Here is a 21260-nt window from a genome sequence, read left to right on the forward strand (position 1 = left end):
CGCTAACAGCTTGTTGGCCACATCAAACGCTTCTGAGGAAAACGGAGATCGCCATGCGCCGCCCGACCAACGACCTGCCCCGCCCTGTCCGGCGCCGACCCGACCGGCATCACCGCGTGCTCGCTGCCGCCTGCAGCCTGCTGTGCGCGATGGCCGCGGACCAGGCGCTCGGGCAGCAGGCCGCCGCCACGGCGCCGGATGCCGCGGCGTCCGACGCCGCGCCGAACGCCCTCCCCGCCGTGACCGTCACCGCCGCCAAGCGCAGCGAGTCGCTGCAGCGCGTGCCGGTCGCCGTGTCGGTGCTGGACGGCGAGACGCTGGAGAACGCCAACCGCAACACCCTCGGCAGCCTGGCCGCCGCAGTGCCCAGCCTCAACTTCCGCACCGGCGCGTCCAACAAGGACACCTCGCTGTTCGTGCGCGGCGTCGGCACGATCTCGACCTCGCCGGGCGTCGAGCCCACCGTGTCCACCGTCATCGACGGCGTGCCGCTCGCCCGCCCCGGCCAGAGCACGCTGGACCTGCTCGACGTGCAGCGCGTCGAGGTGCTGCGCGGCCCGCAGGGCACGCTGTTCGGGAAGAACGCATCGGCCGGCGTGGTCAACATCGTCAGCCGCGCGCCGGCCTCGCAGCTGGAGCGTTTCCTCGACGTCAGCCACTACGGCGGCGGCAACGAGACCCGGCTGCGCGGCGGCATCTCGGGCCCGCTCGGCGCCGGCGTGCGCGCCTCGCTGACGGCGCTGGGCGCCCGCTACGACGGCAACGTCACCAACGTGCAGGACGGCAGCCGCGTCAACGGCTACGACAAGCGCGGCGTGCGGGCGCGCGTGGACTGGGACATCGACGCGCTGAGCAAGCTCGCGCTGACCGCGGACTACCTGAAGTCCAAGGACGACATCCCCACCGGCGTCGTGACGCGCACGCGGCTCATCGCCTATCCATCGGGTGCGGTGACGGACTTCCCCGCCTTCGCGACGGCGCTCGGACCAGTGGTGGCGAGCGACGACAACCGCCGCATCAACACCAACCTCGCGACCACCGTCAACGACCGCAACCGCGGCGCGTCGCTGAGCTACGAGCGCAAGCTGCCCGCCGGCCATCAGCTGACCGCCATCACCGGCTGGCGCGGCTGGGACAACACGCAGGTGCAGGACGGCGATCGCCTGGCCGCGCCGGCCGCCGGGCTGCCGCAATCGCACGACCGCGGCGTCGTGGACTTCGAGCAGCTGTCCCAGGAGATCCGCATCGCCTCGCCGCAGGGCTCGACCTTCGGGCTGCCGGTCGATTACGTCGCGGGGCTCTTCACCATGCACACGCGCGACAAGGAGATCTACCGCCGCGACGTGGCACGCGTCACCGCGATCGGCACCTACGCCGACTGGGGTGAGTCGCATTACGGAACGGACAGCCACAGCACCGCGCTGTTCGGCGAAGGCCGTTGGCACGTGACGCCGGCGTGGACGGTCCTGGCCGGCGCGCGCTGGACGCAGGACCGGCTGGACTTCACGCACGAGCGCGCCCGCAGCACGCCGGATGCGCAGTTCGCCGGGGCCATCCCGGGCGTGAACGGCGTGGTGGCGCTCGGCGGCGATACCCAGGCGATCGGGCGCTCCGGCCGTGTCGGCCTGCAGTACGCGGTGAGCGAGGACCTCAGCACCTACCTGACCTGGTCGCGCGGCTACAAGGGACCGGCCTTCAACGTGTTCTTCAACATGCTGGCGCGCGACGCGCTGGCGCTGAAGCCGGAGACCTCCAACAGCGTCGAGGCCGGCCTGAAGTCGGAATGGCTGGACCGCCGGCTGCGGCTCAACCTGGCGGTGTTCTCCACCGACTACCGCAACTACCAGGCCAACTTCTTCGACACCGTCGACGGCACCGTGGTCACGCGGCTGATCAACGCGGGCGACGTGACCAGCCGCGGCGCGGAGGCCGACCTCGAGGCGCGCGTCACGCGCGACTTCAGCGTCGCCGCGTCGGTGGCCTACGTGCATGCGCGCATCGACCGGTTCAACTGCCCCGTCGGTGCGGCCGCGAGCTGCGACGTCAACGGCAGGCCGCTGCCGTTCTCGCCGGACTGGAAAGGCGCGGTGCGCGCGAGCTATCGCCTCCCGCTGGCGGGCGGACGGCAGCTGGAGCTGGGCAGCGACTACGCCTGGCAGAGCCGCGTGCAGTACGACATCGGCCAGTTCGCCGACACCATCCAGGGCGCGTACGGGATCTGGAACGCCAGCATCGCGCTGCAGCAGCCCAGCCAGGGCTGGGGGTCGCGCTGGTGGCGAAGAACCTGCTCGACAAGTCGTATGCGTCCTTCCTCGGCCGCGGCGGTACCTTCGTGAACCGCTGGGTCCCGCGCGACGACCAGCGCTACTTCGGCGTGCAGGCGCGGTATGACTTCTGAGGCGTCCCGCGGCGCGGGCCGCCGCATGCATCTCGGCGCGTTCCTGCTGGAGTCCGGCCATCATGTCGCCGCATGGCGGCATTCCGATGTGCCGCCTCGCGCCGGGATCGATCTGGCGCTCTATCAACACCTGGCACGTGAGGCCGAGGCCGCCTGCCTCGATGCGATCTTCCTGGCCGACTCCGTCGCGACCGAGGACGGCCCGGGCGCGGAGCGGCTGTCGCGGTCTTCGCGCTTCGAGCCACTGACGCTGCTGTCCGCGCTGGCGGCGGGCACCTCGCGCATCGGGCTCGTCAGCACGGTGACCACCAGCTACAACGAGCCGTACACGGTGGCGCGTCAGCTGGCGTCGCTGGACCAGCTCAGCGGCGGGCGCATGGGCTGGAACCTGGTCACCTCGGACAACGCGAACGAGGCTGGCAATTTCGGCCGCGACGCGCACCTTGCGCACGGCGACCGGTATCGGCGGGCGGAGGAGTTCCTCGACGTCGTGCAGGGGTTGTGGGACAGCTGGGATGACGACGCGCTGATCGACGATCGGGGGCGCGGTCTCTATTACGACCCGGCGCGGCGTCATGTGCTGGACCACCGTGGTGAACACTTCCGCGTGCGCGGTCCGCTGAACGTGCCGCGCTCGCCCCAGGGGCAGCCGGTCATCGTGCAGGCGGGTGCATCCGAGCCGGGACGGCAGCTCGCCGCCGCGAGCGCGGAACTCGTCTTCACCGCGCAGCCGACGCGCGAGCGTGCGCAGGCTTTCTATGCCGACTTGAAGTCGCGGGCGCAAGCCGCCGGGCGCGCACGCGAATCGCTGAAGATCCTGCCCGGCGCCTACGTCGTCGTCGCGCCGACGCGGGCCGAGGCGGAAGACCGGCAGGCCGAGCTGCAATCGCTCGTCCACCGCGACACGGCGCTCGGGTTGCTGTCGCGGATGATCGGCAACATCGACCTGCGCGGCCTCGACTGGGACGCGCCGCTGCCTGAACTGCCGCTCACCGACAGCGGCCAGCGCAGCCGGCAGCAGTTGCTGACGCAGCTCGGGAGCGACGGCGGGCTGACGCTCGGCCAGCTCGCGATGAAGATCGCCGGCGGTCGCGGCCATCTGTCCGTGATCGGCAGCGTGAGCGAAGTCGCCGACGTGCTGCAGGACTGGTTCGAGCACGACGCGGCCGACGGCTTCAACCTGATGCCGCCGCTGCTGCCGACCGGCTTCGAAGCGATCACGCGGCTGCTCGTTCCGGAGCTGCAGCGGCGCGGGCTGTTCCGCACGCGGTACGAAGGATCGACGCTGCGCGAGCACCTCGGCCTGACCCGGCCGGTCCATCGCGTTCACACGACATCCCCATCCTTCTCCAAGGAACCCTCATGAAGCGTCGTTCCCTGCTCGCCGCCCTGCCCCTGCTGTCGACGGCGATTGCCGTCGGCAGGGATGCTACTGCCGCGGCCGCTGACCCTCACCCCGCCCTCTCCCGCAAGCGGGAGAGGGAGTCCGACCGAGCAACGCCACCACAGCGCGCGCTGAGCCCACGGCGTCAACGGCGCGCACGCAACGTACGGAACTGGCGAAGCGCACGCTGCGGGTGGGTTTTCAGAAAGGCGGGTTGCTGCCGCTCGTGAAGGTGCGCGGGCTGCTGGAGCAACGACTGACCCCGCTTGGCTGGCAGGTCGTCTGGCTGGAGTTTCCGGCGGGGCCGCAGTTGCTGGAGGCCTTCAATGTGGACGCGGTCGACATCGGCGTCACGGGCGCGCCGCCGCCGATCTTCGCGCAGGCCGCGCGCACCGACTTCGTCTACATCGCCGCCGAGCCCGGCCAGCCGCACAGCGAAGCCATCCTGGTGAAACCCGACAGCCCGCTGCGCGGCGTCGCGGATCTGAAGGGGCGCCGGGTCGGGCTGCAGAAGGGCTCGAGCTCGCACTACCTGCTGCTGGCCTCGCTGGCCAAAGCGGGATTGCAGCTGCGCGATGTGCAGCCGATCTTTCTTTCGCCGGCCGACGCGCGCGCGGCCTTCGAGCGCGGCGCGATCGACGCGTGGGTCGTCTGGGATCCCTACCTGACCTTCGCGCAGGCGGCCACACAGGCGCGGGTGCTGGCGGACTTCAGCGCGCTCGCGCCCGAGACGCCGCCGTGGAGCTTCTACGAGGCGCGCCGCGCCTTCGCCACCGAGCACGGCGCGCTGCTGCGCGAGCAGGTGATCCCGCTGCTCGCGGAAGCCGGCGCCTGGGCCAACGAGCACCGCGAGGAGAGCGCGAAGCTGGTGGCGCCGCTCTTCGGCGTGCCGGAGGCGCAGCTGCTGCAACTGCAGAAGCGCCTGCGCTACGGCGCACGGCCGCTGACGGCGGCGATCGCGGCGGACCAGCAGAAGATCGCCGATGCCTTCTTCGCGCAGAAGATCATTCCCGCGAAGGTGACGGTGAAGGACGCGTTCTGGGGGTTGTGACGCGACACCTCGACTCCCTCTCCCGCTTGCGGGAGAGGGTGGGGGTGAGGGCCAGCGGACTCCGCAGTCAAAAATAGTGCTGCTTCGGCGCCCCCGGAAACGGTTCCGGATTTCCCCACCCGCAAGCTCAGCCTTCCTCCGATGCCATGAGCTTCGGACCACCCCGACGATGAGCCTTCCGCGCCCCCATCTCCGGCGCAGGAGGCCCCATGTCACAGCGTCCATCCCGGCGCCTGTTCCACCGGAATCCGTTCCCCCGCGACCTCTCGCACGCCGCGCTGCTGGTGCTGCTCGCGCTCGTCGCGCTCTGGCTGCAAGGCTGCGCGCAGACGAAGCCGCTCGCGGCGCCACCGCCGTGGCCGCTCGACGATCCGGCGCCGGTCTATGAAGTCGAGCCGCAGCGCCCGCCCGCCGGTCCGGACGCCGGGCTGACCGGTGCCGCGACCGCCGGTCTGGGCGGCGAGACGGCGCCGCCAGCGCCGTCGACCGAACGCCTGATCGCCCTCGCGCTGCAGGAGTGGGAACTCTGGGGCGGCGGCCGCTGGGACGCCACCACCCACCTCACCGAGCGCCGGCTCGACATTCCGCGCCGCCAGGAAACCGAGCCCTACCTCCACGCCCGCGTGCTGCTGTACTGGATCGGCGTGAAGGGCCCCGACTACCCGCTGCAGCGCACCCGTTTCGACGACGGCTCGCTGAAGCCCTGGAGCGCGGTCTTCATTTCCTGGCTGATGCGCAACGCCGGTTTCGGCGACCGCCAGTTCGAGGCCAGCGAGCTGCACTGGCACTACATCCGCGCCGCGCTGGACGGCAGCCGTCCGGGTCTGGAGGCCCGCGATGCCGCCGTCACACCGCCGCGTGCGGGCGACCTCATCTGCGCGCCGCGGGACGCGCAGCCCGACGCGCCGGCCACTTTCGCCCAGTGGACCGCCCTGCCCCGCGCGCAACGCACCCGCATCTGGACCTGGCACTGCGACCTGGTCGTGCAGGTGGACGGCCTGGAGCTGGGCGCCATCGGCGGCAACATCAGCGAGAGCGTCAGCTGGACGCGCGCGCCACTGGATGCCGGCGGCCGGCTGGTCCCGACGCCGGACCGCGCCTGGACCGTCCTGCTCCGGCAGAAGGGAGTGCCGCCTTGAGCGCGTCCGACGAGGCCGCGCCGCCGCGCGACCGCCGCGCGGCGGTCCTCAACTACTGGCAGGGGGCGGTGGGGGTGGCGACGGGGCTGAGCGTCATCGTCGGCGTGCTGATCTCGGTGACCCAACTGGTCGAGTGGGTCGACGACAGCAAGCGCGCCAACCTGACCGAGCGGTTGCAGTCGCTGCAGCACGTCGCCCACCTGCTGGAACGCGACGAGCGCATCCGGCTGCGCGCCCGGGCCTTCCAGCGCGAGCTGCTGCCCGAGATCGGGCCGAATGCCCAGGAACTGATCCGCCGGGCGGGCTCGGGGGAGGACCTCTACCTGAGCCAGGACATGGAGGACTTCGCCGCGGTCCATTTCCACTATGAGCAGCTCGGCGCGCTCGTGAAGCTGGAGTACATCGAGTTCCCGCTGGTCTACGAGGTCATCCCCTTCCCGGACGACTACATGGCCGCCGTGGACCCGTTGCGCCGGGCGCTCGCCGAGCACTGGAAAGGCATCGGACGCCCGCTGCCGGACCTGGGCGCCAACATCGATTTCCTGAAATCCTGCTACGACCTCAGCCGCGCCACGCCCCACGAGCGGCCCCACTGCCCCCGCGCATGACCGCGCCGACGCCATGCGCCCCAAGCGCGCCGAGGTCCCCGCAAGCGCCTGTTTCCGGGGCTTCCCGTCCCCGGGGCGGGTCTCCGGAAGGTTTCCGGAAGGTCGCGGAAGGCGCCGCCGCCTACCGTCTGCGGCACCGATCCCCCGAGGGTCGGTACCCACACGACGACGCCGTCCAGGCGCACAGGGAGCTCGCATGAACCTCACCCCGCACCGTCCCCATTCCCCGCCCGCGGCCCGTCCGCGGGTCTCCGGCCCGACCTCCCGGCTCAGCCGCGAGCACCGGATCGAGCGGCTGACCCGCCTGCAGATGACGCTTGCGGAAGCCCACGCCGATGCCGAGCAGCGGGAGCGCGAGCGCGTCGCGCAGCTGCTGCACGACCAGGTCGGCAGCCTGATCGTGCGGCTGCGGCTGGCCTTCGGCGAATGGACCCAGGGCCGGACGGAGCCGGTCGGCGACGACCCGGGGCTGGCGCAGGTCACGGCGCTGCTGGGCGAGCTGTCGCGCTCGGTCCGCACGCTCACCTTCGCGCTCGCGCCGCCGGACTGGCACGGCGACCTGCAGGCGGCGCTGGAGGCGCTGACGGCCGAGCTGGCCCTGCTCGGCCCGCTGGAGATCCGGGTCGACGGCAGCGCGATGGCGGCGCCGGGCACGGCCGAGATTCCGGCCGTGCAGCGGACAGTGGCCTGCCGCGTGGTCCGGGAGCTCTGCCTGAACGTCCAGAAGCACGCCTCGGCCACCCGCGTCGACATCGTGCCCAAGGTCGAGGCCGGCTGGCTGAGCGTGCGCGTGCGCGACGACGGATGCGGGTTCCCGAGCGGTCCGCTGGAGTCCGACGCGCGCGGACTGGGCCTGGGCGGCGCGCGGGCGCAGCTGCAGGCGCTGGGCGGCGCGCTGGTGCTGCGCTCCGAGCCGGGCCGCGGCACCTGCGCGACGCTGCTCATCCCGCTGGATCCCGACGCCATTCCCCGCCAACCCGCGTGATCCCACGCGGTCCGACGTGAGCCGGCGTGATCCGGCCTGATCCAACGTGAGCCGGCGCCCTCACCGCCTTTCAATTTCAGGGAGATTCCGATGACCCTCCGCATCGTCCTGGCGGACGACCACCAACTCGTGCGCGAAGGCCTGCGCGCGCTGCTGTCCCGCGACGCGGGGCTGGACGTCGTCGGGCTGGCCGAGGACGGCGCGGCCGCCGTCAAGCTCGTGCGCCATCTGCAGCCCGACCTGCTGATCACCGACATCGCGATGCCGGGCTTGAACGGCATCGAGGCGACCCGGCGCGTGCGCGCGCATCACCCGTCGGTGCAGGCGATCTGCCTGTCGATGCATGGCGACCAGCGCAGCGTGGTGACGGCGCTGCAGGCGGGGGCGTCGGGCTACGTGCTCAAGGACGCGTCGAGCGAGGAGCTGCTGCGCGCGGTACGCGACGTGGCCGGCGGGCGCATTTACCTGAGCCCGGGGCTGATGGGCGGGCTGGTCGACGAGATCCGGACGCGGCACCGGCTGCCGGAGGCCGGGATGCCGATCCCGGCGGGTCCCGCGCTGACGGCGCGCGAGCGCGAGATCGTCCAGCTCTTCGCCGAGGACCTGAGCACGCAGGAGATCGCGGACCGGCTCAAGCTGAGCGCGAAGACGGTGGCGACGCACCGGGAGAACGTGACGCGCAAGCTGGGCGTGCGCGGGGTGGCGGGGATGACGCGGTACGCGCTGAGCGAAGGCCTCAGCGAGGGGGCACGTCATGCCGCTGATCATCTACGACTGGCCGAACTGGGTGCTGGGGTTGTCGCTGGTGCTCGGCTGGGTGGTGCTCGGGCTGGGCGCGCAGGCGCTGTTCCCGCGGCGTTGGCGGGCGCGGGCGACGGAGTCGGACCGGAACGTCGCGCTCGCGTCGCTGGGCGTGATCGCGACGATCAACTCGCTGCTGCTGGCGTTCTCGGCGGTGTCGGTGTGGGACTCGTTCAGCGCGGCGGAACAGGCGGTGAGCCGGGAGGCGACGGCGATGGCGCAATTGGCAAGGACGCTGTCGGTGTATGGGACGCCGGAGTCGAGGCTGGCAAGGGAGCGGCTGCGCGGATACGGGCGCAGCGTGATCGGGAAGGAGTGGGCGGCGATGCAGCGGGAGCAGCCGAGCCAGCCGACGCTGGATGCGTTCGATGACGTGTATCGGACGCTGGGGGATCTGCGGCCGGTGAGTCCGACGGAGACGGTGCTGGTACAGCAGATGTGGACGGAGACGAACGACCTGCTGACGCAGCGCAGAGCCAGGCTCTCGGCCAGCGATGGAAAGGTGCCGACGACGCTGTGGGTGGTGGTGATGGTGAGCTCGCTGCTCACGCTGGCGCCGGTGGCGGTGCTGCCGGTCACGGCATGCAGTCGGAGTGCGATCGTGGTGCTCGCACTCGCGCTGGGACTCGTCTTTCACTTCGTGGCGGCGATGGATCGGCCGTTCCTCGGCGCGGAGCGCGTGACCTCAGAGCCGATCGAGAGCGCGCTTGAGAACATGCAGAGGTGGGATGCGAGGAGTGGGATGGGGGCGGAGAGGTAGGGATGGCGGAGCAACGCACTGACCAAGAGCCGCAATCAGCGGCACCATCGCACATGACCGCTTCGCAGCGGGAGCGGACATTGGCTGGGTGCTAAGGGGCCAGGCCACTACGGGCGACACACAACGTAAAGTGTGTGCGTGAACGCCGTGGCTGGCACGGCCAAGCGCGTTACCTGAACGGGCAATTGCCGTCGGCGAGCGACGCGTTCTGGCCGCGTGACGCTATAGAGGGCTGTGTGGGGTGACCTATGAATGACGGAACATCGCCGAACGAAGGAACGGTGCCGTGCATGTGGCGGGACGGAGCGTTCTTCGACCTCCTTGCCGACGCGGCGTTTCAACACAAGCAGGCGGCGAACGCATCGAAGCTGGATGATGAGGGCTATGCTAGCCAGCGGTTTGCCCGCGCGGCTATTCTGGCTGCTGCCCTGAGCGTGGAGAGCGCAGCCAACTGCCTGCTCGAGACTTTGGATATACCGAAGACTCTTCGAAGCGAGGTAGATCGAATGACGCCACTTGGCAAGATCGACGCGTGCTTGCGCCTTCGCGGTCATTCTTCGATTGCGTATGGCATCCGCGAGGTTCAGCAAATTGCTGAACTTGTGAAAATCCGCAACGACCACGTACATCCGCGAACGTCGACTATTCCTGCTGAATTGGGCAGCGAAAAGGTCGGCGATACGCACTCGTTTGTTCCGATCTCACTTGAAAGCGAGCTTTGGCCTTCGTTAGGGATTTCGAAACGCTCGATGTTTTGGTCTCATCAGAGTTCGCAAGCGGTCTTAAAGGCGGTCAGCGGCTTCCATAAGTATGTACTTAAAACCTTGATGGGACTGAAGGCCGATGAGATGAAAAGAATATTGGCTTCGCGGCTTGAGGTCAGTACGATGCAATTGCATCTGGTATCAGACGACGTGCTCAAAGAACTTGAAGGGGCGAGGGAATGGGGAGCGGATCTGCAGTTCTTCGGTGTGTTTTTGCCACCCGAGTCTGCGCCGATAAGCACTTCTGCTTCGCCGAAAATTGGCATGAAGGGCGGTGAAAATGGTCGCCAAAAGATCGTATGGCTAAGGGCTCCTCGGAACGAGGAAAATCGATCTTAATCTTTCACGCAAAAGCTTCGGCAGCAGCCTTGCGCGACATCACTATCAGTGCATTACCATCGCTTGCGATCGCGGAGCCGGGATTTCATGTAGAGCCAATGTTCAGAGCACCGTCACTAGAACCCGCCGATTGACTTTCCAAGCATCTTCGGTGGACCGGGGGTCGATTGGCTTGGTGTCGCCCCAACCAAGGCTTAGAACACGAATCTGTCGCACGGCGGGATCATCGCTGTCCTTCAGCGCGGCTCGCACAATTCGGGCCACCGCCTCTGCCCGATCACGGCTCAACTTCTGATTCATCGCGCAATCACCTCTTGAGTCCGTATGACCGTCGATGAGTATTGCCCTGCGAACTGTCGTTAGGCTCTCTCGGATAGAAGCGCGTATGCGTGTAGTGTCTGCAGCGTTGACTTCCCATGAGGCGGTCGCAAATCGTATTTCCCAGCCAGACCTATTCGGAGTTAGCTGCGATCGCCCTACGTCTTCGAGCAAAAATCTCGACAGAGCATCGTCCGCAACTCTTTCGATCTGATTGATGCAGCGCGACTTGGCTGTGCTGCCCGTTAAGGAGCTCAGAGATAGAGATGCGGCGTTACCCAAAGATGTTTCTGGAAACCTAGCAGCTAGCTCCCGGAAGACGCTAGCAACCTCCTCGTTCAACGGGCCTAACGCCAACGAAACGGCGTATTCCCACCTCCGACTACTATCCCCCAGCAAGGTAGCTGCGTCTAAATCTCGGTCAGATGTCGGCTCGACAACGTCAACGATTGCAGCGCTACTCGCGGCGAGGACCGCAGCTTGTGTCGCTCGATCTATCAATGATGCGTGAAGCTCGTGACGACCCGTTTGAACAAACACAAGTCCACTCTGGCTGAGAGATAACTCAACTTTTGCTTTGACCGCTCCGCCGGCCGGAAGCTCAAAGAACTCGTTCGAGTCAACGATTTCCTGGTAATTGGTGATGGCGCTCAGTCGTTTGACCGAGCCTGCGCTGTCCTTGACATCGATGCGAAGCCAACCAGCGCCAAGCTGGCCCCAGCGTTTTGGAACGCTGACAGGTGCACTGCCGGTGTTTTTCAACTGAAGCTCCCCAGCAATCGGACTTCCAATGAGCGCCATGCTGGGTACTGTCTGGATCCGCATTTCCATAGTGTTCGGATCGACGCTCCAGGGCCGCGCGGCATCGGACAGCGCGAGGTCTGAGGCGTCATCGGTATTCACTCGGATCGGATTAGGTTGTGGTTTGCAAGGCCGGTACGTCAAGTGTTCGAAGATGAAGGGCTCGTTTCCGGCGCCCGGAGCGATGAATCTCATTTCGCTTGCCATCAAGTGCTGGATACTTCCGACAGTGAACTCCCATAAGAAGTCTGCATCCGCCAATGTGGCATGCTCTATTGAGTAGTAGGGAAAGCTCTCGCGACTCCTCCTCGCAAGGATCGCGTCCCCGTGGGTGATGTTCAATAGATGGGACAGTTCGTGGGCAAACGTCCTGGTTAAGGCGAGGCGTCGAGATCCTTCGGCCGTCTCACGTCGCCATATATTCCCCAGAAAGATGATCGCATCATTGCGAGGCAAGCGATTTTCTGTAACGAATTCTCCGGATTCGTCATAAAAGCCAAACAAAGGCGAGTACCCAAAAAAATCAACTGTTTCATTGCCTCGAGACTCGAGCGGCCGAAAGAAGTTTCTTGCAGGTGTTCCTGCCAACGTGATGTAGATGTCCGCTTGAGCCAGACTGGCCGGACTTGGATTTGGCCGCCTACTTGCGTCCTGTGAGAAAAATCTGGAATGCGCATGTGCCCTGACGAGGTCAACGTACTTGCGCTGAGAGATCGGTTCGAGGTCGGTAGGCAGATCCCCCCAATTGACATCCGATGGTGCTGAAGAGAAGAGAAAGTCGAGTTGAATACCGAGTGATTGATACAGATTGCGGGCGCGTTCTAAATCCATCATAGATTCCACCGTCCTTTGAGATGCTGGACCTAACGGAGTCAAGAAGTGCACCCTGAGAATAAGGCGCATCGGTCTAGGCGAACGAATATCCGGAGGACATGCGGAATCTGAAGGCTCTTCGCTGCTTGTAGTGCGTTGCTCTATCGGATCTGTCACCTTCGCATCGGCTGGCGCATCAGGCAAGCCTGAGGAACGAACCAGCATCCAGGCGAAGAACGCGAAAGCTAATATTCCGAGCAAGAGCAGCCATCGCATCGGGGGTTGCCATGACGCTTTCACTTCGCGCTCCCCGCTCTTGCGCTCAATAGAGTCGTCAGATCAGTTCGCACGAATCTTCACTTCTTGAGCTCGCAGCACCCGTCGATTGGAGTCAGTACCTGCCTGCTCAATGACGCCGGATATTTCGACGCGCTTCTGCAGAAAGCTGCTCAGAGGCTTCGATCCCGACGTGTCGGCGGTGCCAGGGCCGGCTGGAGGTGTCTCAAGGTGTGCCGGCACGCTAACGGCAATCTCATGGCCGCTGTCGTCGACTAAAACGATGTGGCGAGTCTTCCGATCAAAGTAGTTGGGCCCAGTGTTGACCAAGGTCCCGCTAACGACAATCGACGAGCCGAGGCTCATGTTGCTCGCCTGTGCAATGGTCCCAGCCATGTTGGACGGCGAAACAGCTGCACTGGATGCTGCAGGCGCTGCCACATCGGCAACTTGAGTGAGCTGGGAAGCTGGGCAAGCGCTTCGAGATACATATGCTGAGACGCCGATACGTCCACTGTTCATGCCAACGTCGCAGATCGCAAGCGTACCTACAGAGGCAGGCTTGCTCGCGTTGTCGAAGTTGCTTTTTCCGTTTATCGGAAATGGGTAAAGATCCTCCCTTGAGGAGTAGTGACCCGCCTTGGCAAGAGAGTTCTTTCCGTCGGCCTGCATAAGCCAGATTCCCGGGTTGGAGTTGTCAGCTTCAACTCGATTCGAGGCCAATCCCGCTTTCACAACAGTCTCGTTGATTCGCCAGATCTGAAGGCCGGGACCGGGAAGTTGAGAGTCAAAGCCCGTTGGTGTCGTTCCATTTATCAGGTAGTGAATCTTGCCGGTACCCCGTATCTTGAACGCCTTGCGCGAAGTCTGAATCGGCGGAACTGTGGCTTTGAGTTGATCAGCATCGATCTCCTCAACCACAATCCAACCGAGGAATGCCTTGGCCCAGGCCGACATATGGGTGGGACGCGCGGGCGAAAGTCCGTCTGCCCCCCAGGAGCCACTGGCCATGAGGCACCAACCGCCGAGGCCAGAACTCTTCCCATCGGTCCCATCGGTGTCATACAGATCCGGTAGGCCGAAAGCATGGCCGAACTCGTGCGCGAATACGCCGATCTGCACCATCGTCGAGCCGTCGCACGCGAGCGCCGGCATGATAACGTAGTCGTCGATCTTGATGAAGCCGCCCCCATTCTTTGGCGTCGCTGTAGTGAATTCGACCCCTCCCCATCCGGAGATACTGTATCGGTGCGACCAGATGTTCTTGTTGTTCGGGGTGTTGCATTCTCCGCCTATCCCCTCATGCACAAACGCGGCAAAGTCGACGAAGCCGTCGTCATCTCCCGAGTTTGGAATGCCGTCAGGTCCGTCGTTGTCATATTGGCCCCAGTCGATTTTGCCTTGGCTAGAGATGGTCTCTTTGATGAACTGGACTATCTGTGCACTGTCGCACATCCCGTGACACTCCTCCATATTTCCGGCTGAGTTGCGGTAAGGCTGCCCCTCGTAGAATGCGCTAGCGTTGGGGAGAGGCACCCAATCTTTCACAGAACCTCCGACCTTCAGTTTCCCGCCAGACACCTCCTTGTAGTAGTCGGTCATCGTGCCTGTCGGCCATGGTCCTTGGAAAAGTTGCTTTTGCAACTGGGAGGCGGGATAGGGCGCATTTGCGGAACCGTTGGAGTAGCGAGCCATCAAGACGGGCACTTGCCTTTCTCCCTGAACGGCGGTGGGCGGCTGCTCTCCCAACTTGCCACCAAGGAGTGAGGAAATTTGGTCGGCTAGAGGATTTGCACCCGACGCGGCGAAGCTCGTTTCACTCGCCAGTTGTCTGGCTACCCGAGCTCGTTCCGTCACGTTCAGCAGCGATCGTTTGAAGGAGAACGAGTTTGGGTCACGCTGTAGTCTATTGAGGTAGGCCTCCGGAAAACCTTTTCCTGCTGCGGGGGCCTCGGTGGCTACCGCCGGGAAGGGCGCCGCCACAAGCAGCACACCTGCGATAAATAGCGCGCAGAACGATATCTTCATCTTTGCTTACTCCTGGAATTTTCAAGGGCGCGCGATACGCGTGGCCTTCGCCCAGAAACTCCGGGACGAATCGCGAGTTGTCGGCAATAGAAATCGAAGGATCAGTCTGCTGCGAGAAACAGTTGTAGCGCGAATTCGCAGCGCTACCGTGCCGATGTCGGCCTCACGACCTCGTAGCCGAAGGAGATGCTCTGTTGGCTGGACGATGCAGAATTCCTGATCTTTGCCATTCGAGCTGCTCTTGCGCGCTCCTCAGCCTCGGATGTCACTGCAGACTGAGAAGACGCCGCCTGGGGACCGGGTTGCCTTCCTGCTTCGGCCACTGCGACTTTTTGGTTTGCTTCGACTTTTAGGTCGACCTCCAACCTCAGCTTTCTGACCTTCTCCGAATCGTTGAGAAGACGGAGCTTGCCGATGCTCGTGAGGTAGGCGATGCCACGGGCATCCGGCACGTCCGCATCCAACTTCAGATTCTTCAGATATGGGGCAACTTTGGAATCAAGCTCAGCCATCGCCTTGGCCACCGGCATGCGCCGCTCTTTGCCTCCCGTCGTTGCGACGACGTAGATCTCCTCGACCTCTCCCTTGGCGAAGGTTCCTGAGCCTCCGGGGTTAGCTATCGAAAAAGTTCGGCTTCGATCACCTCAGCTTGTTCAACATCGGCCGTTGCAGGACCCACGGCAAAAGGCCGAATCTGCGCCGCCTCTACGCTGCGCTCAAGCAGTAGCACGATAGCCTTGTGCGAGCACAACTCGTCGTACTCCTGAAGGTCACTCTTTGCCACGTCAAAGGTGGCGTAATCACCGTCTACCGCCCGCTCCCTAATGCGATCTCCAATGGGCTTCCTCAAGTCAGTTTTTAGCTTCTCGTGAAGCTTGCCGAGCTGTGGCGTGAGAACAAAGTTGCCCTTGTAGTTTTCAAACCATGCATTGCCAAAAGCGAGCGCAGTAGCCACATTAAAGGCAGAACGAGCGTTGTGCCCCGCCGCCGACAGAATCGCCGTAACGGCAGTTCCACCGATGTTCATATTCGTTTGCGCATACGCCGCATCGACCCGACGTCGCTCGAGCGTGTCGAAGAAAAGCGTGCATGCCCGATCGGAGAGCGTCACACCCTTTTCAACAAAACGCCTGATCCAGGGACCTTGCTGACTGGCGTCTGCGGTATATGCGCAGTACATGGCTTGGCTGAACTGCTCCACCTCCGTAGGAATAGAACCGTCGCTAGCGACGGAAGGGGCGAGTGCGCATTTCACGCCGTTGTCGTCCGTCAGCGACTTCGGCACAACCACAGATTCACCTGGAAGCGGAAGAATCCGCTCCGGCTCTATGGAATGCCTCAGAGAAGCGCAGCCAGACAGCGCAAGAGCAAGCAGGGCTCCAGTCGTCAGCCTCAACATTTCTCAACCTCCCTGGGTGCGAGTCCAAACAGGACATTAGGGCGAGCATAGGAATGTGGCATCCACAATATTTATGAGGCCTCGTCGGCGCCGGCCATGCAGGGGGTGTAGCAGCCAGAGCAGGTGATGACGTAGCACCTTTATATGGAAGGACAGCAGCGCGAACAGGGCTTGGCTGTGGATTGACGGTGCCAACAAGCAGTCGTCAGGCGAGTGCGTCAATAAGGCTTCCACCTCTGGCCCAACCCGTCTTGGCGGGATGCTGTCGCCCATGGAAGCGGATGAGGGCCTTGACCCATCAGACGTAGGTCACCGTTGATGCTAATGACCGGTGTTAGCGGCTGCCGCCGTCCAAGGACCAAGCCGCGAACGACTGCAATCAGCCTTAAGTCGCCGTCCAAGTGCGGAGCGAGACGAAGAGCCTCAAGGTGGGATAACGGTTTGATTTCAAGATTCCGCCGCAGAAGTGGGAGTTGCCGTAAGCAGCAACTTGCCGGACCCGTCACTGATCGGGCGACACGAGCGCAGCAGCTTGTCGGGTTCGACGATGCGCGTTCGTATCGTCGGCGCGGTCGCGGTGGCGAGCCATGGAGCTACGCGTACGATGCTCATTCCCCTCATCTCCTCCCACCGCCAAGCTCACCCCGCCCGTGACCGCCCACCTCGACTTCGACCTGCTCCGCAGCCTCGTCGCCGTCGCCGAGACCGGCGCGCTCAGCAAGGCCGCCGAACGCGTCGGCCGCACGCAGTCCGCGCTGAGCATGCAGATGCAGCGCCTGGAGGACGTCGCCGGCCAGCCTTTACTCCACCGCTCCGCCCGCGGCGTCACCTTGACCGCCGCCGGCGAACGGCTGCTGGCCCACGCCCGCGAGCTGACGCGCCACCACGACGAAGCCCTCGCCGAACTGCGCGGCGTGGACGTCTCCGGCGTGCTGCGCTTCAGTTGCCCCGAGGACTACGCCGTCGTCTTCCTGCCGCACCTGCTGCAGGGTTTCGCGAGCCTGCATCCGCGCGTCCAGCTCGAAGTCGTCTGCGCCCCGACGCCGCGATTGCACGAGCTGCTGGCGCGACATGCGGTGGACCTCGCCCTCGTGTCGGTGGAGAACGCGGACGAGGACGGCGTCATCCGCCGCGAGCCGCTGGTCTGGGTCGCCCGGCGCGGCTCGGCCGTCGCCGGCATGACACCCCTGCCCCTCGCGCTGGGCGCGCAGGACGCGCTGGACCATGTGCTCGCGCGACAGGCCCTCGAAGGCGTCGGCCGGGAGTTCCGGCTCGCCTACGCGAGCAGCAGCCTGGCCGGACTGATCGGCATGGCGCGCTCCGGACAGGCGGTGACCGTGCTCACGCGGACGTCCGTGCCGGAGGACCTGGAGATCCTCGGCGAGGACAGCGGCCTGCCGCCCTTGCCGGTGATCGGGGTGACGCTGGCGATCGACCGGGAGCGTCCGTCGCCACTGACCGCCGCCTTCGCGGCGCATGTGCGCAAGGCCCTGCCTGCCGCCTGAGCCGGGCACCGATGCACGCTGCTGATGCCAGCCATCAGCACTACTCGCTACCCGGGCGGTCGGGATCTCCGTAGGCTCATGCCCGTCACGAGTCCAAGGAAGCTCCCATGTCACGCAACACCGACCCCACGTTCTGGACCCGTTCCCGCCAGCATCTGATCCGCTACGGCGGCAGCTTCGAGCCGCTCATCATCGAGCGCGCGCGGGGAAGCTTCGTCCACGACGCCGACGGACGCGCGATCCTGGACTTCACCTCGGGCCAGATGAGCTCGCTGCTGGGACACGGCCACCCCGAAGTCGCCGCAGTGATCGCCGACCACGCGGCCAACCTGGACCACCTCTTCAGCGGCATGCTCAGCCGGCCGGTGGTCGATCTGGCGACGAAGCTGGCCGAGGTCGCGCCGGCAGGCCTCGAGCGCAGTCTGCTGCTGAGCACAGGCGCCGAGGCCAACGAGGCCGCGATCAAGCTCGCCAAGCTGTACACCGGCAAGTACGAGATCGTCGGCTTCGCGCAGTCGTGGCACGGCATGACCGGCGCGGCGGCGTCCGCCACCTACTGCGCCGGCCGCAAGGGCTACGGTCCCGCGGCGGTCGGCTCCCTCGCGATTCCCGCACCCAATCCCTACCGGCCTCGCTTCGGCGGTGCCGACGACTGGCAGGCCGAGCTGGACTACGCCTTCGACCTTATCGACCGCCAGTCCAGCGGCAACCTCGCGGCCTTCATCGCCGAACCCATCCTGAGCTCCGGCGGCCTGATCGACCTGCCCGTGGGCTACCTGCGCGCGCTCCAGACGAAGTGCCGCGAGCGCGGCATGCTCTTGATCCTCGACGAGGCGCAGACGGGCGTCGGACGCACCGGGATGATGTTCGCGTGCGAGCGCGACGGCATCTCACCGGACATCCTGACCCTGTCCAAGACGCTGGGCGCGGGCATTCCGCTGTCCGCGGTGCTGACCACCGCGGAGATCGAGGAGCGCTGCCATGAACGCGGCTTCCTGTTCTACACGACGCACGTCTCCGACCCGCTGCCTGCGGCGGTGGGCCTCAAGGTGCTGGAGATCGTCGAGCGCGACGGCCTGGTCGAGCGCGCGCGCGTCGCCGGCGCGCGGCTGGAGGCGGGGCTGCGCTCGCTGCAGCGCGAGTTCGACTGCATCGGCGATGTCCGCGGCCGCGGCCTGCTGCTGGGCGTGGAGATCGTGCGCAGCCAGGCCGGCAAGGAAGCCGCGCCGGAACTCGGTGCGGCGATCACCCGCGCCTGCATGGCGCACGGCCTGAGCATGAACATCGTGCAGCTGCCGCTGATGGGCGGCGTCTTCCGCATCGCGCCGCCGTTGACTGTCAGCGACGAGGAGATCGACCTGGGGCTGTCGCTGCTGAAGCGGGCGATCGAAGACGTCGTCTGACGCGTCGAGCGTCCAGCGCCCAGCGCCCTCCTCCCGCGTCTCAGGCCTCGCGACGCGCCAGGCGCTCCGTCGCCTGCGCGACCGCGGCCGCACGTATCGGGTATCGGGCCCGACCGGCCTCGATGCACCGCTGCACGATGTGTGGCGGCGAGGTCTCCGGCGTACCGCCGGGGAACGGCGGTTGCGGGTCGTATTCGATCTGCAGCTGGATCTGGCGAGCGGTGTCCTCGTCGCGCATCAGCGCGACGGCCTGCAGCGCCATGTCGATGCCCGACGTCACACCGCCGGACGTCAGGAGATGCCCGTCCACGCAGACGCGCGCATCCTCGCGCAATGCGCCGAATGCCGGCAGGAACTCGCGTGCGGTCCAGTGGCAGCTCGCGCGCTTGCCGCGCAGCAGTCCGGCGGCGCCCAGCAGCAGCGAGCCGGTGCAGATGCCCATCACGTAGGACGCGCGCTCCGCCTGCGCGGCGATGAAATCGATCCACGGCGCCTGCGTCAGCAGGTCGTCGGCCCCCGGACCGCCGGGAACGACGAAGATGTCGCAGGCACCGGCGCTCGCGAAGGTCGCAGTCGGCGTCAGCACCAGGCCGCGGTCGGAGGCGACCGGATCCAGGCTCGCCGATACCAGCGAGACCGTGGCGCCGGGCACCCGCGCGAGCACCTCGTAGGGCCCGGTCAGGTCGAGTTGCGTGACGCCGGGGAACAGCAGGACATTGACTTGCATGAAGAGGCTCCTTGAGACTCGTCACGATAAAGAAGCGACAGGAGGCACGCGTGCCAGAAACGGGTCAGATTGCGCCAATCCATATCGCCTTCCTCCTGTTCGATGGCTTCCAGCCGATCGACCTCGCGGGACCGTGGCAGGCGTTCGTCTCGGCCAATGAAGAGAGCGGTCAGGTGCGCTACCGGCTGGCCACCTGCGGCGCCGCCGACGTGGCCGCGACGGCCGGAGACGGACTGCGCCTGCAGGTCGACCGGGGCCTGGCCGAGTCACTCGCGGCGGACATCCACACCGTGATGGTGCCGGGTGGCGAAGGCGTGCACCGCGTCGCCAGGACGCCCGAAGTCCTGGACTGGCTCCGGGCAGCGGACGCGAAGGCGCAGCGGACCTGCAGCGTGTGCACCGGCGCCTTCCTGCTGGCCGAAGCGGGCCTGCTCGACGGCCGCCGCGTGACGACCCACTGGCGCTCCGCCGCGCTGCTGCGGCGGCGGTTCCCGGCGTTGCAGGTCTCCGATGAATTGATCTACAGCGAGAGCGGCAAGTACTGGACCTCGGCGGGCGTGACCGCGGGCATCGACCTGGCGCTGATGCTGATCGAGCGCGACTGCGGCCGGACGGTGGCGCAACGGGTGGCGCGGCGGTTGGTGGTGCCGTGGCGAAGGGATGGCGATCAGCGCCAGTACAGCCAGGCGCTGCGCGCGCAGGACCGTGCGGGCGCGCCGTTCTCCGACCTGATGGATCGCGTGCTGTCGAGCCCGTCGCACCCTTGGACCATCGACGAGATGGCGGACCTCTGCCACATGTCGCGCAGGACCTTCCAGCGGCGGTTCACGGCGTCGTTCGGCGTTCCGCCGCGGATGGCGCTCAGCCGGCTGCGGGAAGAGCAAGGCGTCGGTCGGCAGAAGGCCTCTTGAACCTGCCTCGTCGTTCTGCGACAGGTCGCCCACGCCCTGGGTTTCGCACACTTCTCACTGCCCTCACAGTCACCGGTCATGCTCCCGCCTTTCATCGATAGGGAGGAGTCAAATGAAACGGATCCTGGTGCGGCTGCTCGTGTCCTCGGTCGTCGGGCTGGCCGGGTGGATGGGCGTGACGGCGTTTCTGATGGAGCGCTGGCTCCCGCCAGTTCCTCCAGGCACGGACGACCTTGGCGCCGGACTGGTCGCGGTCACCATCGCTTTCTCGACGCTGCAGGTCACATTGATCGTCATTGCCGTATTCAATGTCTCCGCCTGGTCGCGGGATCGCCGCATGGCGCGTCAAGAGGGGCTCAGGCGTTAAGCTCGCCCTCACGATGACAGTGCTCCGAAAACTCCTGGTTTCCGCCACGCTGCTGCTCGCGGCCTCCGCCGAGGCGGCCACGTGCAGCGCGTCGAACCCTGAAGACTTCACCTCGTTTTTCGGTCCGTTCTCGACGGATCAGCGATTTGCTGCCGACCGGACAACATTTCCGCTGCGGACCGTCCGATGGACCTATGGGGCCGACAAGGCGGGCGCGGATGCGTCCGCGCCGACCGTGCGATCGACATCGAGAGCCGAATTCATGCGGTGGAAGACCATCGCGACGCTGGAGAAACAAGGAGCGCTGACCCACCGCCTCAAGCCCTCGTCGACCGAGGACATGGCCGTGGAGCTCTTCCAGGACGGCTCCGATATCGAGATGTCGTACCGCTTCTCGCGGCACGCGGGGTGCTGGCGCTTCGTGCAATTCGAGGACCGCTCCCTCTGACGGCGAGTGTCCGCCCGGCGTTTGGCCTGCCACCA

General features: G+C 65.9%; 19 protein-coding genes. 14 read left to right on the top strand and 5 right to left on the bottom strand.

Annotation, left to right across the window (positions count from 1 at the left end):
• Positions 1 to 53 precede the first annotated feature (53 nt).
• The 9 genes from ACQ859_RS20310 to ACQ859_RS20350 all read left to right on the top strand — a co-directional run bounded on the left by ACQ859_RS20310 (position 54) and on the right by ACQ859_RS20350 (position 10229).
• The gene (locus ACQ859_RS20310) at positions 54 to 2336 is read left to right on the top strand and encodes a TonB-dependent receptor (RefSeq protein ID WP_431262470.1); all 2283 of its coding nucleotides are present in this window, start codon (positions 54 to 56) and stop codon (positions 2334 to 2336) included.
• A 51-nt stretch (positions 2337 to 2387) separates the two neighbouring features.
• On the top strand, positions 2388 to 3764 hold the full coding sequence (locus tag ACQ859_RS20315; RefSeq protein WP_431262471.1) for an LLM class flavin-dependent oxidoreductase: 1377 nt from the start codon (positions 2388 to 2390) through the stop codon (positions 3762 to 3764).
• Between the two features lie 190 nt (positions 3765 to 3954).
• The gene (locus ACQ859_RS20320; protein WP_431266610.1) at positions 3955 to 4833 is read left to right on the top strand and encodes an aliphatic sulfonate ABC transporter substrate-binding protein; all 879 of its coding nucleotides are present in this window, start codon (positions 3955 to 3957) and stop codon (positions 4831 to 4833) included.
• 209 nt (positions 4834 to 5042) lie between these two features.
• The gene (locus ACQ859_RS20325; protein WP_431262472.1) at positions 5043 to 5972 is read left to right on the top strand and encodes a DUF2272 domain-containing protein; all 930 of its coding nucleotides are present in this window, start codon (positions 5043 to 5045) and stop codon (positions 5970 to 5972) included.
• A complete protein-coding gene (locus ACQ859_RS20330; RefSeq protein WP_431262473.1) occupies positions 5969 to 6580 on the top strand; it encodes a hypothetical protein in 612 nt (203 codons plus the stop codon). The genes ACQ859_RS20325 and ACQ859_RS20330 overlap by 4 nt, the downstream gene beginning before the upstream one ends.
• Before the next feature lie 196 nt (positions 6581 to 6776).
• Entirely contained in the window at positions 6777 to 7565 is a 789-nt protein-coding gene (locus ACQ859_RS20335; protein WP_431262474.1) for a sensor histidine kinase, read from the top strand.
• 90 nt (positions 7566 to 7655) lie between these two features.
• A complete protein-coding gene (locus ACQ859_RS20340; RefSeq protein ID WP_431262475.1) occupies positions 7656 to 8738 on the top strand; it encodes a response regulator in 1083 nt (360 codons plus the stop codon).
• Entirely contained in the window at positions 8692 to 9126 is a 435-nt protein-coding gene (locus ACQ859_RS20345) for a hypothetical protein (RefSeq protein WP_431262476.1), read from the top strand. Before ACQ859_RS20340 ends, ACQ859_RS20345 begins: the two co-directional genes overlap by 47 nt.
• Positions 9127 to 9374: 248 nt before the next feature.
• Positions 9375 to 10229 (top strand): hypothetical protein, encoded by an 855-nt coding sequence (locus tag ACQ859_RS20350; RefSeq protein WP_431262477.1) that lies wholly within the window; start codon positions 9375 to 9377, stop codon positions 10227 to 10229.
• A gap of 102 nt (positions 10230 to 10331) precedes the next feature.
• Here the strand turns inward: ACQ859_RS20350 and ACQ859_RS20355 are convergent, their stop codons facing one another.
• From ACQ859_RS20355 to ACQ859_RS20370, 4 genes are all read right to left on the bottom strand, one after another.
• Entirely contained in the window at positions 10332 to 12437 is a 2106-nt protein-coding gene (locus ACQ859_RS20355) for an OmpA family protein (protein ID WP_431262478.1), read from the bottom strand.
• A gap of 63 nt (positions 12438 to 12500) precedes the next feature.
• Positions 12501 to 14465: a M6 family metalloprotease domain-containing protein gene (locus tag ACQ859_RS20360; protein WP_431262479.1), complete on the bottom strand. Its 1965-nt coding sequence runs from the start codon at positions 14463 to 14465 to the stop codon at positions 12501 to 12503.
• Positions 14466 to 14608: 143 nt separating this feature from the next.
• Positions 14609 to 14995 carry a hypothetical protein gene (locus tag ACQ859_RS20365; RefSeq protein ID WP_431262480.1) on the bottom strand — a complete coding sequence of 129 codons (387 nt, stop codon included), beginning with the start codon at positions 14993 to 14995 and terminating at the stop codon, positions 14609 to 14611.
• Positions 14996 to 15081: 86 nt separating this feature from the next.
• Positions 15082 to 15864 carry a hypothetical protein gene (locus tag ACQ859_RS20370; protein ID WP_431262481.1) on the bottom strand — a complete coding sequence of 261 codons (783 nt, stop codon included), beginning with the start codon at positions 15862 to 15864 and terminating at the stop codon, positions 15082 to 15084.
• Between the two features lie 650 nt (positions 15865 to 16514).
• On the opposite strand from ACQ859_RS20370, the gene ACQ859_RS20375 reads away from it, so the two are divergent.
• Together ACQ859_RS20375 and ACQ859_RS20380 are read left to right on the top strand one after the other, a co-directional pair.
• The gene (locus tag ACQ859_RS20375) at positions 16515 to 17369 is read left to right on the top strand and encodes a LysR family transcriptional regulator (RefSeq protein ID WP_431262482.1); all 855 of its coding nucleotides are present in this window, start codon (positions 16515 to 16517) and stop codon (positions 17367 to 17369) included.
• 107 nt (positions 17370 to 17476) lie between these two features.
• A complete protein-coding gene (locus ACQ859_RS20380) occupies positions 17477 to 18772 on the top strand; it encodes an aspartate aminotransferase family protein (RefSeq protein WP_431262483.1) in 1296 nt (431 codons plus the stop codon).
• A 40-nt stretch (positions 18773 to 18812) separates the two neighbouring features.
• Here ACQ859_RS20380 and ACQ859_RS20385 read toward each other — a convergent pair whose 3' ends face one another.
• Entirely contained in the window at positions 18813 to 19499 is a 687-nt protein-coding gene (locus ACQ859_RS20385) for a DJ-1/PfpI family protein (protein ID WP_431262484.1), read from the bottom strand.
• An 11-nt stretch (positions 19500 to 19510) separates the two neighbouring features.
• Between ACQ859_RS20385 and ACQ859_RS20390 the strand changes: the two genes are divergently transcribed.
• From ACQ859_RS20390 to ACQ859_RS20400, 3 genes are all read left to right on the top strand, one after another.
• Complete coding sequence (locus tag ACQ859_RS20390) at positions 19511 to 20410, top strand: GlxA family transcriptional regulator (RefSeq protein WP_431262485.1); 900 nt, start codon at positions 19511 to 19513, stop codon at positions 20408 to 20410.
• A 112-nt stretch (positions 20411 to 20522) separates the two neighbouring features.
• Positions 20523 to 20777 carry a hypothetical protein gene (locus ACQ859_RS20395; RefSeq protein WP_431262486.1) on the top strand — a complete coding sequence of 85 codons (255 nt, stop codon included), beginning with the start codon at positions 20523 to 20525 and terminating at the stop codon, positions 20775 to 20777.
• Between the two features lie 13 nt (positions 20778 to 20790).
• Positions 20791 to 21225 (top strand): hypothetical protein, encoded by a 435-nt coding sequence (locus ACQ859_RS20400; RefSeq protein ID WP_431262487.1) that lies wholly within the window; start codon positions 20791 to 20793, stop codon positions 21223 to 21225.
• Positions 21226 to 21260: the final 35 nt, after the last annotated feature.

The organism is Roseateles chitinivorans (assembly GCF_050632235.1).
Classification (GTDB): domain Bacteria; phylum Pseudomonadota; class Gammaproteobacteria; order Burkholderiales; family Burkholderiaceae_C; genus Roseateles; species Roseateles chitinivorans_A.

What these genes read in the sequence shown, in the direction of transcription:
- ACQ859_RS20380 (WP_431262483.1), top strand. Translation starts at nt 17,477, where the DNA reads ATGTCACGCAACACCGACCCCACGTTCTGGACCCGTTCCCGCCAGCAT.
- ACQ859_RS20350 (WP_431262477.1), top strand. Translation starts at nt 9,375, where the DNA reads ATGAATGACGGAACATCGCCGAACGAAGGAACGGTGCCGTGCATGTGG.
- ACQ859_RS20325 (WP_431262472.1), top strand. Translation starts at nt 5,043, where the DNA reads ATGTCACAGCGTCCATCCCGGCGCCTGTTCCACCGGAATCCGTTCCCC.
- ACQ859_RS20400 (WP_431262487.1), top strand. Translation starts at nt 20,791, where the DNA reads ATGACAGTGCTCCGAAAACTCCTGGTTTCCGCCACGCTGCTGCTCGCG.
- ACQ859_RS20385 (WP_431262484.1), bottom strand. Translation starts at nt 19,499, where the DNA reads ATGCAAGTCAATGTCCTGCTGTTCCCCGGCGTCACGCAACTCGACCTG.
- ACQ859_RS20335 (WP_431262474.1), top strand. Translation starts at nt 6,777, where the DNA reads ATGAACCTCACCCCGCACCGTCCCCATTCCCCGCCCGCGGCCCGTCCG.
- ACQ859_RS20340 (WP_431262475.1), top strand. Translation starts at nt 7,656, where the DNA reads ATGACCCTCCGCATCGTCCTGGCGGACGACCACCAACTCGTGCGCGAA.
- ACQ859_RS20360 (WP_431262479.1), bottom strand. Translation starts at nt 14,465, where the DNA reads ATGAAGATATCGTTCTGCGCGCTATTTATCGCAGGTGTGCTGCTTGTG.
- ACQ859_RS20310 (WP_431262470.1), top strand. Translation starts at nt 54, where the DNA reads ATGCGCCGCCCGACCAACGACCTGCCCCGCCCTGTCCGGCGCCGACCC.
- ACQ859_RS20370 (WP_431262481.1), bottom strand. Translation starts at nt 15,864, where the DNA reads ATGTTGAGGCTGACGACTGGAGCCCTGCTTGCTCTTGCGCTGTCTGGC.
- ACQ859_RS20355 (WP_431262478.1), bottom strand. Translation starts at nt 12,437, where the DNA reads ATGCGATGGCTGCTCTTGCTCGGAATATTAGCTTTCGCGTTCTTCGCC.
- ACQ859_RS20365 (WP_431262480.1), bottom strand. Translation starts at nt 14,995, where the DNA reads ATGCCGGTGGCCAAGGCGATGGCTGAGCTTGATTCCAAAGTTGCCCCA.
- ACQ859_RS20395 (WP_431262486.1), top strand. Translation starts at nt 20,523, where the DNA reads ATGAAACGGATCCTGGTGCGGCTGCTCGTGTCCTCGGTCGTCGGGCTG.
- ACQ859_RS20345 (WP_431262476.1), top strand. Translation starts at nt 8,692, where the DNA reads ATGCAGCGGGAGCAGCCGAGCCAGCCGACGCTGGATGCGTTCGATGAC.
- ACQ859_RS20315 (WP_431262471.1), top strand. Translation starts at nt 2,388, where the DNA reads ATGACTTCTGAGGCGTCCCGCGGCGCGGGCCGCCGCATGCATCTCGGC.